The organism is Haemophilus influenzae (genome assembly GCF_003494325.1).
GTDB classification, from domain to species: Bacteria; Pseudomonadota; Gammaproteobacteria; order Enterobacterales; family Pasteurellaceae; genus Haemophilus; species Haemophilus influenzae_I.
In genome coordinates this window covers 116826-133378 of sequence record NZ_QQIK01000002.1, presented here as the reverse complement: position 1 = coordinate 133378, position 16553 = coordinate 116826, and the positions used below count along the sequence as shown (strand labels likewise).

Sequence of the window (16553 nt, the reverse complement as noted above, 5' to 3'; positions counted from 1 at the left end):
CACTAGAAAATAAAGCCTCGAGAAAAATCGAGGCTTCATTAAATAAACGACAGAAATTCACCGCACTTTTTTAATTACTCTTGTTGTGCTTTCACTGCTGCATAGGCAATCATATTGATAATACGACGAACAGATGCACCTGGATTAAGAATATGCGCAGATTTATTCATTCCCATTAAGATCGGGCCAACGGTAATTGCCGTAGTAGTGCCGCGTAATAAGCTATAACTAATACGTGATGCACTCAAATCAGGGAACACTAATAAATTTGCGCTTCCTTTCAATGGGCTATCAGGCATTAATTCTTTTCTGTGTGCTTCATTCATCGCTAAATCTCCACGCATTTCACCATCGATCATTAAGTGCGGATTACGTTCTTTGACGATTTGTAATACTTCGCGCATTTTTGGTGCGCCTAATGAATCAGATGAACCAAAATTAGAATGAGAAAGCAATGCAACTGCAGGTTCAATACCAAAACGATGAATTTCTTCTGCTGCCATTAAGGTAATTTCAGCTAATTCTTCTGCTGTAGGATTACTGTTTACGTGAGTATCTGTTAAGAATACGTTACCAGTCGGTAATACAAGACTATTTAAAGCAGCGGCAGTTTTCACGCCGTCTTTTAAGCCAATAATATCTCGAATAGAGGCAAGGTGTTTTCCGTATGAACCAAATAAACCACATACTAAAGCGTCTGCATAACCTAAGCTAAGCAATGTAGAAGCTAATACGGTAGTGTTAGAACGCACGACACGTTTTGCGATTGCAGGTGTAATGCCTTTACGTTTAGTAAGTTCGTAATAGTGTTTCCAACATTCTTCATAGCGAGGATTATCTTCGTTATCCACAATTTCAAAATCTACACCTGCAGTTAAACGTAAACCAAGTTTTTTAATTTTTTCTTCAATCACGCTGCGGCGACCAATTAAAATTGGATTTGCCAAGCCCATTGAAATCACTTCTTGGGTGGCATGTAATGCTTTATTTTCTTCCCCTTCCGCTAAAATAATGCGTTGTTTTGCCGATTTTGCTTGGCTGAAAATAGGACGCATAAACAAGCTCGTTTTGTAAACAAACTGAGTGAGTTTTTCAACATAAGCATCCCAATTTTGAATTGGACGAGTTGCCACACCAGATTCCATTGCAGCTTTTGCTACCGCTGGTGCGATACGCACAATTAAGCGAGGATCAAATGGACGAGGAATCACATAATCCGCACCAAATGTCGCCCCTTCGCCACCGTAAGCCGAAGTTACCACTTCATTTTGTTCTTCTAATGCAAGGTCAGCAATGGCATAAACTGCCGCTCGTTTCATTTCTTCATTAATAGTGGTTGCGCCCACATCTAATGCACCACGGAAAATAAATGGGAAACAAAGCACGTTATTTACTTGGTTTGGATAATCAGAACGGCCTGTACATACAATCGCATCAGGACGAACTGCTTTTGCTTCTGGCGGGGTAATTTCAGGATTTGGATTAGCCAAAGCAAGAATAATTGGATGCGCAGCCATACTTTTAACCATATCTTGTGTAAGCGCACCAGCCGCAGAACAACCTAAGAAAATATCTGCATTTGGAATCGCATCACCAAGTTTACGCCAGCCATTATCTTCAATTGCATACTCTTTTTTGGTTTGATCCATTTTGTCATCACGGCCTTTATATACCACGCCTTTCGAGTCACAAACCGTGATGTTTTCACGTTTCATACCTAAAGAAAGCAATAAGTTCAAACACGCAATAGATGCAGCACCCGCACCAGAAGCCACTAAGCGTACATCTTCAATTTTTTTACCTACAATACGAAGAGAATTGATGATCGCGGCAGCACTGATGATCGCTGTTCCATGCTGGTCATCGTGGAATACCGGAATATTCACACGCTCACGTAATTTTTGTTCAATATAAAAACATTCTGGTGCTTTAATATCTTCAAGATTTACTCCACCGAAAGTTGGCTCTAACGAGGCGATAATATCTACAAGTTTATCGGGATCATGCTCATTCACTTCAATATCAAATACGTTGATGCCCGCAAATTTTTTGAACAATACGCCCTTCCCTTCCATTACGGGTTTGCCGGCAAGCGCGCCAATATTGCCAAGTCCAAGCACCGCTGTACCATTGGAAATCACCGCCACTAAATTGCCACGTGCTGTATATTTGTAAGAGGCTGCAGGATCTTTTTCAATTTCTAAACAAGGCTCTGCCACACCCGGTGAATAAGCTAAGGCAAGATCACGTTGGGTTGCTAATGATTTTGTTGGGGTAACTTCGATTTTTCCAGGAATTGGAAATTCGTGGAAATCTAAGGCTGCTTGACGTAATTGTTCGGTCATAATAAGTGCTCCATTTTCTTGAAACAGGATTGAAATATTGCGTCGATTATATCTGTTTTTTATTCAAAAAATTGTGACGAACTGCAAACTTTTACAACTTTATAACAAAATTTTTTTGATGCGAAGCATTAGCTAGACTTTTCATTTTTCAGCAAAAAAGGTAGGATTTTCGCAACAAAAGCATAAAGGATGAGAAAATGAATCCATTTCAAAAAATTAAAAGTGCGGTGAATAAATGCCAAAGATTTTTCATTAATCGCACTCTGCAACGTAAACTAACAAATCAAGGTATGACTGTCATTTCTGCCAATTGCGTGGGGGCTTTTATCTTACATGATTTGCACCAGCCGTTTAATTCCCCTTTTGTGAATCTCTGTCTCTCGCCACAGGATTTTTTGCGTTATTTACAAAATATAGATTTTTACCTCACTCAACCTCTCACATTCGTACAAACAGAAAAAAGTTATCCAGTGGGAAAACTTGCCGATCTTGAAATTCATTTTATGCATTATCACAGTGAGCAAGAAGCCAATGAAAAATGGCAACTTCGCACGTCACGAATGAAGTTAGACAATCTTTTTATTATGATGACAGATCGAGACGGCGTGACCGAAAAAGACATTCAACTTTTTGATCAACTCCCTTTCAAAAATAAAGTGATTTTTACTCACAAGCCCTATCCAGCTTTTAAATCGGCTTGTTATATAAAAGGCTTCGAGAAGCAAAATCAGGTGGGCGATATTTTTGAATTTTCTGGCTGGAATGGGAAAAAATATTACGATCAATTCGATTACGTGAAGTGGTTTAACCAAGCTTAATAGATAAAGGCTGTATTGCAGCCTTTTTTGTTTCGTTCTAAAAGCAAAAACCTGTAAAATGCCTAGCGAATTTTAATAAGAGAAAACATAATGAGATTAGATAAATTTATTGCTGAAAATGTGGGATTAACTCGTTCTCAAGCAACAAAAGCGATCCGCCAAAGTGCGGTAAAAATCAACGGTGAAATTGTCAAAAGTGGTTCGGTTCAAATTTCACAAGAAGACGAAATTTATTTTGAAGATGAATTATTAACTTGGATCGAAGAAGGCCAGTATTTTATGTTGCATAAACCACAAGGCTGTGTTTGTTCTAATGATGACGGCGACTATCCAACTATTTATCAATTTTTTGATTACCCTTTAGCTGGAAAATTACATAGCGCAGGTCGCTTAGATGTGGATACGACAGGTCTCGTATTGCTTACTGATGATGGACAATGGTCACATCGTATTACTTCGCCAAAACATCATTGTGAAAAAACCTATTTGGTGACATTAGCTGATCCTGTAGAAGAAAATTATGCAGCGGCTTGTTCGGAAGGTATTTTATTACGCGGAGAAAAAGAGCCCACTAAACCAGCAAAATTAGAAATCTTAGATGATTACAATGTGAATCTGACCATTTCTGAAGGTCGTTATCATCAAGTAAAACGTATGTTTGCCGCACTTGGGAATAAAGTCGTTGGATTACATCGCTGGAAAATTGGTGATGTAGTGTTGGATGAATCCTTAGAAGAAGGGGAATACCGCCCATTAACTCAAAGTGAAATTGAAAAGTTAGTAAAATAATATGAATCAACAAAAATCGACTTTCATCTTTATTCTTACCCTCGGTATTCTCTCTATGCTGCCGCCCTTTGGCGTGGATATGTATTTGCCGTCTTTTTTAGAAATTGCGAAAGATCTCGGCGTGAGTCCAGAACAAGTACAACACACGCTCACCTCTTTTGCTTATGGCATGGCGTTTGGTCAGCTTTTTTGGGGGCCTTTTGGTGATAGTTTCGGACGAAAACCGATCATTTTACTCGGTGTTATTGTGGGCGCATTAACAGCTTTAGTGCTTACCGAAATAAATTCAGTCGGAAATTTTACCGCACTTCGTTTTGTGCAAGGTTTCTTTGGTGCCGCACCTGTTGTACTTTCTGGCGCATTATTGCGTGATTTATTTAGTAAAGATCAGCTATCTAAAGTGATGTCCACCATCACGTTAGTATTTATGCTTGCGCCTTTAGTTGCGCCAATTATTGGGGGTTACATCGTCAAGTTTTTTCACTGGCACGCGATTTTTTACGTTATTTCGCTCGTGGGATTATTAGCCGCTGCATTGGTCTTTTTCATCATTCCAGAAACCCATAAAAAAGAAAATCGCATTCCGCTGCGCTTAAATATTATCGCTCGCAATTTCCTTCTGCTTTGGAAGCAAAAAGAAGTGCTTGGCTATATGTTTGCCGCCTCTTTTAGCTTTGGCGGGTTGTTTGCTTTTGTGACTGCAGGATCAATTGTCTATATCGGCATTTATGGCGTTCCAGTCGATCAGTTCGGTTATTTCTTTATGATGAATATCGTTACGATGATCTTTGCCTCCTTTTTGAATAGCCGATTTGTTACTAAAGTGGGCGCAGAAACAATGTTACGGATAGCCCTCGCAATTCAATTCCTTTCTGGAATGTGGCTAATTTTGACCGCACTTTTAGATCTCGGTTTTTGGCCTATGGCAATTGGCGTCGCCTTTTTCGTCGGTCCAAACCCCGTGATTTCATCAAATGCAATGGCATCAGCTTTAGAAAGATGTCCTCAAATGGCGGGAACAACAAATTCTTTGATTGGTAGCGTACGTTTTGCAGTGGGTGCAATTATGGGAAGTTTAGTCGCGTCAATGAAAATGGATACTGCCGCACCAATGCTCTTTACTATGGGGGCATGTGTCGTGATTTCCGTGTTGGCGTATTACTTTCTAACCAGCCGAAATCTTAAAAGCCGTGGGTAAATTCCCCACGGCGCAATGATTGTTTTATTAAACAAAAACCATCCATAACGGCAAGCAAACAGCAATAAATAATAGGATAAATAAACTATTGGTAGATAATTTCCACTTTTGGAAACTATGCAGAATCAGAATAGCCGCAATCACAAAATGGCAAACAAAATAAATGATGTAGGCAAAAACACTCTCAGAATTAACCGCACTTTCCATACCATTTAAAAGTAAAAATAAAAACATTGCCAAAGCATTTAGAGCAAGCAATATAATCATTGCTAAGGGCAACAATGCTATAAAACCTTGTAAACGATTTCGTGCAATAACAAGCGCAAGATTTGCTAAAATCACGCCAGATAAAATTGGTGCAAAAGGGTTATATTCAGCAAAATCCCTCGCAGGAAGCACGGTAAAAATCATTAAATAACTCAAGCAACCTAAACCCGCAATTAATGCAGCCATCAATAAAAAGCTGTTACGAATTTTTTCAGTTTTTGGTTGTTTCCAAATAAAATACACGACAGAAAGACCACATACGCTCATCACGTTAGTAAGCGTGTGATTATTTTGTAATAGGCTTATCAGCAACCACAGTGCCCAATAAATAGCAAAAGTCATATTCACTTTGATTAAACGACCACGCTGCCCTGGGCAAATTTCGCCACGATAAAACACCAACAACGAAATTAACTGTGCAACCAACACGCCTACACCTAAATGAGGCATTGTTTGCTTTTCAGATTGCAAAGAAAAAATAAATAGATCGATGCCAAGCACCATTGAAATCGATAATACCGCAAGCAATGCTGCGATATATTTAGAAGATTGTTCTGACATAATTTTGACGTCTGAAAAAATAATGCGCCATTATGCTAAAAATTCATTAAATTTTAAAGTAGAATGAAACCAATTTTAACCGCACTTAGGTACATGAATGTTACTTAGTATTTTATATATCATCGGTATCACAGCTGAAGGAATGACAGGCGCACTTGCGGCAGGTCGTGAAAAAATGGATATTTTTGGCGTGATCATTATCGCATCTGTCACTGCCATTGGTGGCGGCTCTGTGCGTGATGTACTGCTTGGGCATTATCCTCTCGGCTGGGTTAAGCACCCAGAATATTTTTTAATGGTGGCAAGTGCGGCGGTAATTACCGTATATGTTGCACCATTCATCAATCATTTTATGCGCTACTTTCGCACTATTTTCTTGGTGCTTGATGCGATGGGTTTAGTGGTGTATTCCATTATTGGTGCACAAATTGCAATGGATATGGGACATAGCCTTACCATTGTTTGTATTGCAGGTTGTATTACGGGTGCCTTTGGCGGAGTTCTACGCGATATGCTATGCAATCGAATTCCTCTCGTATTCCAAAAAGAACTCTATGCCAGCATTGCGCTATTTGCCACGCTGACTTATTACGCATTAAGCACACTTCAAGTAGAACATACGCTTGCCGTGTTACTCACACTTATTAGCAGCTTTACTTTACGCCTTTTAGCTATTCATTTCGAATGGGGGTTGCCGGTGTTTAATTACCAAGAACTCACATCGGAAGAACAAGATAAGCTGCCAAATAAAAAGAAATAAATACAATAAAGGGAATAACTATGTTAGAACAAATGGGTAAACAAGCCAAAGATGCTGCATTTATCTTGGCTCAACTCACCACTGCTGAAAAAAATTGTGCATTATCCATTATTGCAGAACAACTCGAACAACAAGCACCGCTTATCTTAGCCGAAAACGCAAAAGATATTGAACTTGCCAAACAAAATGGATTATCGGATGCCTTGATTGATCGCCTACTGCTCACACAAGAACGTTTACAAGGCATTGCTAATGATGTACGCCACGTTATTTCTCTAGCAGATCCCGTGGGGAAAATCATAGACGGCGGTACATTGGATAGCGGACTTAAAATCGAACGCGTACGCACTCCGCTAGGCGTCATTGGTACAATTTATGAAGCTCGCCCAAATGTAACCATTGATGTGGCAAGTCTTTGCCTTAAAACGGGTAATGCAGTGATTTTACGCGGCGGTAAAGAAACACAGTTTTCTAACAAGATTTTAATCGAAGTTGTGCAAAATGCTTTAGAGCAAGCAGGCTTACCAAAATTTGCGGTGCAAGCCATTACCGATCCAAACCGTGAACTCGTTATGCAATTATTAAAACTGGATCGCTATGTGGATATGATTATTCCTCGTGGTGGTTCGGGTTTACATGAATTGTGTAAACAACATTCGACTATTCCTGTTATTGTAGGTGGCGTGGGTGTTTGCCATATTTTCGTTGAAAAAAGTGCGGATCAAAATAAAGCGGTTTTTGTTATTGATAACGCCAAAACCCAACGTCCAAGCACTTGTAACACATTGGAAACATTGTTAGTTCAACATTCTATTGCTGAAGAATTTTTACCTAAACTTGTCTCTCACCTTTCCGCTAAAAACGTAAAATATCATGCAAAATCCACCGCACTTAATATATTGAAACAAGCGGGTGCGAATGTCTGCGAAGTGACAGAAAAAGAATTGCGAAAAGAATGGGGATCATTGGATTTGAATGTGGTTGTTGTGGAAGATATTCATGCCGCTATTGAGCATATTCGCCAATATGGTACGCAACATTCTGAAAGTATTTTAACGTCCTCACAAAACCTAGCACGTCAATTTATTAATCAAGTCGATGCAGCTGCCGTTTATGTGAATGCAAGCACACGCTTTACTGATGGCGGAGAATTTGGATTAGGTGCAGAAGTTGCCGTGAGTACCCAAAAACTTCACGCTCGTGGCCCAATGGGATTAGAAGCATTAACGAGTTATAAATGGGTGTGTGAGGGAGAATATACGGTTCGCAAATAAAACCCAAAGTGCGGTAATTTTTAGAAGAGATTATTTGCATATAAAAAAGTCCGCGAAATGCGGACTTTTTCACTATCTTTATTTGTCAGATTTACCCAAATTATCAAAGAATTTTTTCATACCGTCTAAAAATCCTGAAGATTTTGGTGCATGTTTACTTAAATCTTTACCTTGTAAACTTTCCTCAAGTTTGTGGAGTAATTCTTTTTGTTCGCTGGTTAAATTAACTGGCGTTTCTACCACGATACGGCAAATTAAATCGCCCGCATAACCACTACGTGTAGAAGCGACACCTTTGCCTCGCATGCGGAATAATTTTCCTGTTTGCGTTTCAGCAGGGATTTTAAGTTTCACTCTGCCATCTAAAGTTGGCACTTCAATTTCACCGCCAAGCGCTGCAGTAGCAAAGCTAATCGGTACTTCACAGTAAAGATTAGAGCCATCACGTTCAAAAATATTATGTTCTCTCACGTGAATCACAACATATAAATCTCCAGCTGGTGCGCCATTTTCACCTGCTGCACCTTTTCCAGCTAAGCGAAGCTGGTTGCCCGTATCTACGCCTGCAGGAATTTTTACTGAAAGATTTTCTTTCTTATGAACTCGTCCTTCTCCATGACAACTGCGACAAGGTTTTTCAATTTTCTTACCGCTACCGTGACAAGTTGGACAAATACTTTCAGATACGAAGAAACCTTGCTGACGGCGAATTCGACCAGAACCGTGACAATGCGGACAAGTTTCCACTTTAGAACCTTTTTCAGCCCCAGAGCCACCACAGCTATCACAATGTGCAAGAGTATTGATTTGAATATCTTTGGTTGTACCTTTTACGGCTTCTTCTAGGCTAATTTCTAAGTCATAACGTAAGTCTTCGCCACGAACAACGCGCTGACGACCACGTCCACCACCACCGAAAATATCGCCAAAAATATCACCGAACATATCACCAAAATCAGCACCGCCAAAGCCGCCACCGAAGCCACCAGCGCCACCACCTTGTTCAAAGGCTGCGTGGCCATATTGATCGTAGGCTGCGCGTTTTTGATCGTCGCCTAATACTTCATAAGCTTCATTAATTTCTTTGAATTTTTCTTCTGCTTCTTTACTGCCTTGGTTTTTATCGGGGTGATGTTTAGACGCTAAACGTTTATACGCACGTTTGATGTCGTCCTCACTCGCCCCTTTTTGTAGGCCAAGGACTTCGTAGTAATCTTTTTTTGCCATAGTAATTTTGTAATTTGTTGCTGAAAATAAATACACCAAAAGGGCGTGTTTCCACGCCCTTTGTTTATGCTAAGAAGAGCGGTGAATTATTTATTATCTTTCACTTCTTCAAATTCAGCATCTACCACGCCATCATCTTTTGCTGATGATTGTTGTGGTTGCTCGCCACCAGCTTGTTGAGCTTTTGCTTGCACTGCTTGCATTAATGGTTCAGAGGCTTTAATTACCGCTTCAATTTTTGCTTCAATTTCTGCTTTATCTTCGCCTTTTGCTGCTGTTTCAAGCTCAGCGACTGCAGCTTCAATTTTCTCTTTGTCTGCGACACTCAATGCATCGCCAGCTTCTGCAATTTGTTTACGTGTTGCGTGAGCAATACCATCTGCTTGGTTACGAGCTTGAACAACTTCTTCAAATTTACGGTCTGCATCAGCATTTGCTTCTGCATCACGCACCATTTGTTGAATTTCTTCATCAGATAAACCAGATGATGCTTGAATACGAATTTGTTGCTCTTTACCCGTATTTTTATCTTTTGCTGATACGTTGATTACGCCGTTTGCATCGATATCAAATGTTACTTCAATTTGTGGCATACCGCGCGGTGCAGGATTAATACCTTCTAGATTGAATTGACCTAAAGATTTATTGTCTGCCGCACGTTTACGTTCACCTTGAAGAACGTGAATAGTTACCGCACTTTGGTTATCTTCTGCTGTTGAGAATACTTGCGATTTTTTAGTTGGAATCGTGGTATTTTTCTCAATTAAAGTGGTCATCACACCGCCCATGGTTTCGATACCTAAAGATAATGGAGTTACGTCTAATAAAAGAACATCTTTCACATCACCTTTTAATACACCACCTTGAACTGCCGCACCGATTGCCACCGCTTCATCAGGGTTCACATCTTTACGTGCTTCTTTACCAAAGAACTCAGCAACTTTTTGTTGTACAAGTGGCATACGAGTTTGGCCACCCACAAGAATAATATCGTGGATTTCGCTTACACCTTTATCTGCATCTTTTAATACCGCTTTCAAAGACTCAATTGAATTTGCCACTAAATCTTCTACTAATGCTTCTAATTTTGCACGAGTGATATTTAATGCTAAGTGTTTAGGGCCTGTCGCATCTGCAGTGATGTACGGAAGGTTCACTTCAGTAGATTGAGCTGATGAAAGTTCAATTTTTGCTTTCTCTGCAGCTTCTTTCACACGTTGTAATGCCATCGCATCATTACGTAAATCGATATTTTGTTCTTTTTTGAACTCATCAATAATGTAATCAATTACACGGTTATCAAAGTCTTCACCACCTAAGTGAGTGTTACCACCGGTTGCCAATACTTCGAAAGTTTGTTCGCCATCAAAGTTATCAATTTCGATGATTGAAATATCGAATGTACCACCACCTAAGTCGTAAACAGCGATCACTTGGTTCTCTTTGCTTGAACCTAAACCGAATGCCAACGCAGCCGCTGTTGGTTCATTAATGATACGTTTAACATCTAAACCTGCGATTTTACCTGCATCAATCGTTGCTTGACGTTGTGCGTCGTTGAAGTATGCAGGCACAGTAATTACTGCTTCAGTTACAGATTCACCCAAGAAATCTTCTGCAGTTTTTTTCATTTTTTTCAACACTTCTGCTGAAATTTGCGGTGGGGCTAATTTGTCGCCTTTCACGTTTACCCAAGCATCGCCATTGTCGGCACGAGTAATTTCAAAAGGCATAATTTTAATATCGCGTTGAACTTCTTCACTTTCAAAACGACGACCAATTAAACGTTTAATCGCAAACAAAGTATTTTTCGGGTTAGTGATTGCTTGACGTTTTGCTGGCTGACCGACTAAGGTTTCATTATCTGTATATGCAATGATTGACGGAGTAGTACGTGCCCCTTCTGCATTTTCAATAACGCGAGCTTTATCGCCGTCCATTACAGCTACACAAGAGTTTGTTGTACCTAAGTCAATACCAATAATTTTTCCCATTTTGTACTCCTAGTAAAAATTTTAAAATTCGGGGTAGGGCTTTTAGACCTATTTATTACGAATTGTAAGATGTGGATATTCTTTCGCATTTCAAGAGAAAATTTTAAAAATTTTTTATTTCTTAAAGTGCGGTAATTTCCGTTCTTGTTTTTCAAAATAAGTCTCAAATGATGAACTTCAAGGGGAAAACAAAATTTTCAGGCAAGAAAAAGGGATTTGTGATAAATTTGGCGAAAATTTTTACTTTAAAATAGGAAAGAAATAAATGAAAAAATCAAAAATTGCTGCAGGCGTAGTGGTTGCTCTTGCTGCCGTTTGGTGCACAAGTGCATGGTTTACAGGGAAAAAAGCTGAAGAAGAATATTTACATCAACTAAAACAGTTAAATCAACTATTTGCCAAAACTGAGGCATTAGAAGAAAGTAAAATTTTTTATAAAAATATAAAATTTGAAAGAGGATTATTTGCCTCTCACATTCAAGATCAAATAGAAATTCACAAGGCAAATGAAACGATCATTATTCCTTTATCATCAACACTTTATCACGGGCCTTTGCCGCTTGATCGTGTGGCAAAACTGAATTTCGTTCCAGCCATTTTTTCAAGCCAAACATTGTTAGAAAAAAATGCAACAACTCAGGCATTCTTTGATATCACAGAATCAGAGAAACCGTTACAACTGAATTTCACAATGAATTATTCATTAAGCGGTAATGCGGAATTAAAACTTGTTGCATCGGGGCAATATCACAATGAGCAATCTAAGACAGATTTTGATTGGTCAAATGTCGTATTAAACGTTGATTTAGATAAAAATGAACCAAGCAATTATACGCTATTTGTAGATTCATTTAATTCAAATGACTCAAATCATGCAGTTTCAACCGCTTCATCAATTAAAATAAAAGATCTTGTCGTACAAGGCTCGTTGCAAAGCACAAAATGGCCATTTATTTATAGTGGGAATATCAATAGTAAAATAGGCTATTTTGAGCAAAATACCGAATCTGCAGAGAGTGGCGAAAAATTCTCTCTTATTCAGAAAAACAGCCAAGCAAATTTAACTACACAAGTTGAGGGTGATACAGTAAATATCATCAATAAAACAAATCTGGATGAATTACATATTAACGGTAACAACTTAGGTAAAGTGACCAACAATGTAGAATTCAACCATATTGATGGCAACGCATTACAAGAACTTTTAAATATTTTAGTTGCAATAGGCAAAGCCGACTCAGATACGCCTTTATCTAAACCATTGGTGCAAAAATTACAACAAGCAGGCATGGCCATTGCGAATAATCAGCCTCAAATTAAGTTTGCCCCTCTTTCTATTTCTGATGAAAAAGGCAAAGTGGCATTGGATCTAAATATTGCTTTAGTGCCAAATCCTAAATTTGATTTAATGCACAGTGGCTTATACAAACAATTCAAAGATTTTTCGATCAATTTTGATGTGAACAAAGAAACTGCGATTTCATTGTTATCTAAATTTGTACCAGAAAACCAAAAGCAAGATTTCGTTCACCGATTGAATGAATTAGTTACCGAAGGTGAAGTGAATGACATTATCGTAAACACGGACAACACCGTAACATTAACGCTTGCTCTAGAAAATAACGACTTGAAACTAAACGGCAAGCCAATCCCAGAAGAACAGTTGAAAGTGGTACTCTTTATACTTGTAATGGGGGGATTTGGGAGATAACTGAAACAGTGCGGTAAATTTTGTTCGCGTTTTTCAGTATCGTAGGGTGGGCTTCAGCCCACCGTTTTTATTCATTTTTTATGGTTAATTGGTGGGCTAAAGCCCACCCTACAACTATAAAGTGCGGTAAATTTTCGTTGCAGTTTAATCTAACCGCTCTTTTAAATACCCCTCATAATCCGGCACTTCAATTTCCACATCTTGTTCAAATAAAACTGAAGTTAAAAGAAAATCTGCAGAGCTTTGATTAATCGCAACAGGGATATTCCACACTGTTGCAATACGCATAAGGGCTTTCACATCAGGATCATGTGGTGCAGCATTCATTGGATCCCAAAAGAAGATCATCATGTCGATTTTCTTTTCTGCGATTAATCCACCAAGTTGTTGGTCACCTCCCATCGGACCACTTAATAAAGATTGAATGCTTAAACCTGTTTCTCGTTCTAAAATATGCCCTGTTGTACCTGTTGCATAAAGTATATGAGGAGCTAGAGCATCTTTGTGTTTTTGCGTCCAATTCAGTAAATTTTTTTTACAACTATCGTGAGCCACAAGTGCAATACGTTTGTGTTGAGTGAGGGTTCGAGTTGTTGTCTGCATTGCTGAGTCCTTTTTGAAAAAAATCTGAAAAAACTTTAAAACAAAGCCCGATGGAATGCAATATTTTACTAGTTATTTTAGCGAACAAAAAAACACAAAAAAATTACCGCACTTTCAAATAATTATTTATGGCAAAGCTGATTTGATATGATGATTTGATGAAAATTCACTATCTTTATCTCAAAAAATCTTCTAAAATTTACAAGATTTGTTAAATGTTTGTGAAAAGCAAATATTGCCGTATTCGTGTTTAGCCTTGTCTAAACTAATATTCACTCAAAACAGATTAAGGAAAACCTATGTCTGAGATTTTAAAAAATGACATTGATCCAATCGAAACACAAGATTGGTTGCAATCATTAGATTCATTAATTCGTGAAGAGGGCGTTGAGCGTGCTCAATATATTGTTGAGCAAGTTATTGGTCAAGCACGTACAAGTGGTGTTTCATTGCCAACAGGAGTTACCACTGATTACGTGAATACTATTCCTGTGGCTGAGCAACCTGCTTATCCAGGTGATCACGCCATCGAACGTCGTATTCGTTCAGCAGTACGTTGGAATGCGATTGCGATGGTTTTACGCAGTCAGAAGAAAGATCTTGATTTAGGTGGGCATATTTCCACTTTCCAATCTGCAGCAACGATGTATGAAGTTTGCTACAACCACTTTTTTAAAGCAGCAACCGAGAAAAACGGTGGCGATTTAATTTTCTTCCAAGGCCATGCAGCACCAGGTATGTATGCGCGTGCATTCTTAGAAGGTCGTTTAACTGAAGAACAAATGGATAACTTCCGTCAAGAAGCCTTTACCGACGGTTTATCTTCATATCCACACCCTAAATTAATGCCTGAATTTTGGCAATTTTCTACGGTTTCTATGGGTTTAGGCCCTGTGAATGCCATCTACCAAGCGCGTTTCTTAAAATATCTCGATAACCGTGGTTTAAAAGATACCAAAGATCAAAAAGTTTATGCGTTCTTAGGCGATGGCGAGATGGATGAAATTGAGTCTAAAGGTGCATTAACTTTTGCGGCTCGTGAGAAGTTAGATAACTTAATCTTCACTATCAGCTGTAACTTACAACGTTTAGATGGCCCTGTGAATGGTAACGGTAAAATCGTTCAAGAGCTAGAAGGGCTATTTACTGGTGCTGGCTGGGAAGTGATTAAAGTTTTATGGGGCAGCGATTGGGATAAATTATTCGCGAAAGATACTTCAGGTAAATTAACTCAGTTAATGATGGAAGTGGTTGATGGAGACTATTTAACCTTTAAATCTAAAGATGGTGCATATATTCGTGAACACTTCTTCGGTCGTTATCCAGAAACTGCTGCATTAGTTGCTGATATGACCGATGATGAAATCTGGGCATTACGCCGTGGTGCACACGATAGCGAAAAATTATATGCAGCCTATGCAAAAGCACAAAATGCAACGAAACCAGTTGTGATTTTAGCGCATCAAGTTAAAGGTTATAAAATTCCTGAAGCGGAAAGTAAAAATACCGCTCACCAATCTAAAAAAATGTCTTACGAAAGTCTTAAAGGTTTCCGTGACTTCTTTGAATTACCATTAACCGATGAACAAGTAGAAAAATTAGAATACATTAAATTTGCTGAAGGCACACCTGAGTATGAATACTTACATGGTCACCGTAAAGCATTAAACGGTTATGTTCCTGCTCGTCGTACTAAATTTGATGTTGAATATAAAGTTCCTGCATTAGAAGAGTTTAAAGCATTATTAGAAGAACAACCTCGTGGTATTTCAACCACTATGGCGTTTACTCGTGCATTAAACATCTTATTAAAAGATAAAAACATCGGTAAAACTATCGTTCCAATGATTGCGGATGAAGCACGTACTTTCGGTATGGAAGGTTTATTCCGTCAAGTTGGTATTTATAACCCACATGGTCAAAACTATGTACCTTCAGACCGTGATTTAGTGGCTTACTATCGTGAAGCAAAAGATGGTCAAGTGCTACAAGAAGGTATCAATGAATTAGGTGCAACCGCATCTTGGTTAGCTGCAGCAAATTCATATTCTGTCAATAACCAACCGATGATTCCATTCTTCATCTATTACTCAATGTTTGGTTTCCAACGTGTGGGCGATATGATGTGGGCTGCAGGCGACCAATTAGCTCGTGGCTTTATGGTAGGGGGTACTTCTGGTCGTACAACCTTAAATGGCGAAGGTTTACAACACGAAGATGGCCACAGCCATATCCAAGCGGGTATCATTCCTAACTGTATCACTTACGATCCATCATTCGCTTTTGAAGTTGCTGTTATTATGCAAGACGGTATCAACCGTATGTACGGCGAAAAACAAGAAGATGTATTCTATTATATGACTACATTAAATGAAGTGATGGATCAACCTGCGATGCCTGCTGGTGCGGAAGAAGGTATCCGTAAAGGTTTATATAAATTTGAAACAGTGGAAGGTAAAAAAGGCAAAGGTCACGTTCAGTTATTAGGTTCTGGTGCGATTATGCGTCACGTTCGTGAAGCGGCACAAATTCTTGCAAATGACTACGGTGTGACTTCAGATGTATTTTCTGCGCCTTCATTCAATGAATTAGCACGCGAAGGTCATGATGCAGCACGTTGGAACTTATTACACCCAACAGAGACACAACGCGTACCATACGTTGCTCAAGTATTAGCTGATTTACCAACCGTTGCTTCAACTGACTATGTGAAAGGTTATGCTGATCAAATCCGTGCATTTGTACCAAGTAAGCACTATCATGTATTAGGTACAGACGGTTTCGGTCGTTCAGATAGCCGTGCAAACTTACGTGAACACTTCGAAGTTGATGCACGTTATGTTGTGGTTGCTGCACTTTCTCAATTAGCGAAAGAAGGTACAGTATCTAACCAAGTGGTTGCAGATGCGATTGCGAAATTCGGTTTGAATGTAGATCGTATCAATCCGCTTTATGCGTAATTGATGAAAACTGCGGTCAAAAAACATTGTGTTTTATGACCGCACT

At 39.0% G+C, this 16553-nt stretch carries 12 protein-coding genes; 7 read left to right on the top strand and 5 right to left on the bottom strand.

Annotated elements, in window-relative coordinates; genetic code table 11:
* Positions 1-74: 74 nt before the first annotated feature.
* Entirely contained in the window at positions 75-2345 is a 2271-nt protein-coding gene (locus DV356_RS03855; protein ID WP_112119452.1) for an NADP-dependent malic enzyme, read from the bottom strand.
* 197 nt (positions 2346-2542) lie between these two features.
* On the opposite strand from DV356_RS03855, the gene DV356_RS03850 reads away from it, so the two are divergent.
* The 3 genes from DV356_RS03850 (at position 2543) to DV356_RS03840 (ending at position 5150) form a co-directional block, all read left to right on the top strand.
* Positions 2543-3163: a DUF1919 domain-containing protein gene (locus DV356_RS03850; RefSeq protein ID WP_112119451.1), complete on the top strand. Its 621-nt coding sequence runs from the start codon at positions 2543-2545 to the stop codon at positions 3161-3163.
* A 90-nt stretch (positions 3164-3253) separates the two neighbouring features.
* On the top strand, positions 3254-3952 hold the full coding sequence (gene rsuA, locus DV356_RS03845) for a 16S rRNA pseudouridine(516) synthase RsuA (RefSeq protein ID WP_005650189.1): 699 nt from the start codon (positions 3254-3256) through the stop codon (positions 3950-3952).
* A 1-nt stretch (position 3953) separates the two neighbouring features.
* On the top strand, positions 3954-5150 hold the full coding sequence (locus tag DV356_RS03840; RefSeq protein WP_112119449.1) for a Bcr/CflA family multidrug efflux MFS transporter: 1197 nt from the start codon (positions 3954-3956) through the stop codon (positions 5148-5150).
* 27 nt (positions 5151-5177) lie between these two features.
* Here the strand turns inward: DV356_RS03840 and DV356_RS03835 are convergent, their stop codons facing one another.
* A complete protein-coding gene (locus DV356_RS03835; RefSeq protein ID WP_112119448.1) occupies positions 5178-5978 on the bottom strand; it encodes a hypothetical protein in 801 nt (266 codons plus the stop codon).
* A 97-nt stretch (positions 5979-6075) separates the two neighbouring features.
* Between DV356_RS03835 and DV356_RS03830 the strand changes: the two genes are divergently transcribed.
* Positions 6076-6738 (top strand): trimeric intracellular cation channel family protein, encoded by a 663-nt coding sequence (locus DV356_RS03830; RefSeq protein ID WP_005652973.1) that lies wholly within the window; start codon positions 6076-6078, stop codon positions 6736-6738.
* Between the two features lie 20 nt (positions 6739-6758).
* On the top strand, positions 6759-8012 hold the full coding sequence (gene proA, locus DV356_RS03825) for a glutamate-5-semialdehyde dehydrogenase (protein ID WP_112119447.1): 1254 nt from the start codon (positions 6759-6761) through the stop codon (positions 8010-8012).
* Between the two features lie 78 nt (positions 8013-8090).
* Here the strand turns inward: proA and dnaJ are convergent, their stop codons facing one another.
* Together dnaJ and dnaK are read right to left on the bottom strand one after the other, a co-directional pair.
* Positions 8091-9239: a molecular chaperone DnaJ gene (dnaJ, locus tag DV356_RS03820; protein ID WP_192882155.1), complete on the bottom strand. Its 1149-nt coding sequence runs from the start codon at positions 9237-9239 to the stop codon at positions 8091-8093.
* Positions 9240-9325: 86 nt separating this feature from the next.
* Positions 9326-11233, bottom strand: a complete 1908-nt coding sequence (gene dnaK, locus DV356_RS03815; RefSeq protein WP_118806534.1) for a molecular chaperone DnaK — start codon at positions 11231-11233, stop codon at positions 9326-9328.
* A 265-nt stretch (positions 11234-11498) separates the two neighbouring features.
* On the opposite strand from dnaK, the gene DV356_RS03810 reads away from it, so the two are divergent.
* Complete coding sequence (locus DV356_RS03810; RefSeq protein WP_118806533.1) at positions 11499-12944, top strand: YdgA family protein; 1446 nt, start codon at positions 11499-11501, stop codon at positions 12942-12944.
* A 144-nt stretch (positions 12945-13088) separates the two neighbouring features.
* Here DV356_RS03810 and mgsA read toward each other — a convergent pair whose 3' ends face one another.
* The gene (gene mgsA, locus DV356_RS03805; RefSeq protein ID WP_118806532.1) at positions 13089-13547 is read right to left on the bottom strand and encodes a methylglyoxal synthase; all 459 of its coding nucleotides are present in this window, start codon (positions 13545-13547) and stop codon (positions 13089-13091) included.
* 299 nt (positions 13548-13846) lie between these two features.
* Between mgsA and aceE the strand changes: the two genes are divergently transcribed.
* Entirely contained in the window at positions 13847-16507 is a 2661-nt protein-coding gene (gene aceE / locus DV356_RS03800; RefSeq protein WP_118806531.1) for a pyruvate dehydrogenase (acetyl-transferring), homodimeric type, read from the top strand.
* Positions 16508-16553 lie beyond the last annotated feature (46 nt).

What these genes read in the sequence shown, in the direction of transcription:
- DV356_RS03855 (WP_112119452.1), bottom strand. Translation starts at nt 2,345, where the DNA reads ATGACCGAACAATTACGTCAAGCAGCCTTAGATTTCCACGAATTTCCA.
- DV356_RS03850 (WP_112119451.1), top strand. Translation starts at nt 2,543, where the DNA reads ATGAATCCATTTCAAAAAATTAAAAGTGCGGTGAATAAATGCCAAAGA.
- rsuA (WP_005650189.1), top strand. Translation starts at nt 3,254, where the DNA reads ATGAGATTAGATAAATTTATTGCTGAAAATGTGGGATTAACTCGTTCT.
- DV356_RS03840 (WP_112119449.1), top strand. Translation starts at nt 3,954, where the DNA reads ATGAATCAACAAAAATCGACTTTCATCTTTATTCTTACCCTCGGTATT.
- DV356_RS03835 (WP_112119448.1), bottom strand. Translation starts at nt 5,978, where the DNA reads ATGTCAGAACAATCTTCTAAATATATCGCAGCATTGCTTGCGGTATTA.
- DV356_RS03830 (WP_005652973.1), top strand. Translation starts at nt 6,076, where the DNA reads ATGTTACTTAGTATTTTATATATCATCGGTATCACAGCTGAAGGAATG.
- proA (WP_112119447.1), top strand. Translation starts at nt 6,759, where the DNA reads ATGTTAGAACAAATGGGTAAACAAGCCAAAGATGCTGCATTTATCTTG.
- dnaJ (WP_192882155.1), bottom strand. Translation starts at nt 9,239, where the DNA reads ATGGCAAAAAAAGATTACTACGAAGTCCTTGGCCTACAAAAAGGGGCG.
- dnaK (WP_118806534.1), bottom strand. Translation starts at nt 11,233, where the DNA reads ATGGGAAAAATTATTGGTATTGACTTAGGTACAACAAACTCTTGTGTA.
- DV356_RS03810 (WP_118806533.1), top strand. Translation starts at nt 11,499, where the DNA reads ATGAAAAAATCAAAAATTGCTGCAGGCGTAGTGGTTGCTCTTGCTGCC.
- mgsA (WP_118806532.1), bottom strand. Translation starts at nt 13,547, where the DNA reads ATGCAGACAACAACTCGAACCCTCACTCAACACAAACGTATTGCACTT.
- aceE (WP_118806531.1), top strand. Translation starts at nt 13,847, where the DNA reads ATGTCTGAGATTTTAAAAAATGACATTGATCCAATCGAAACACAAGAT.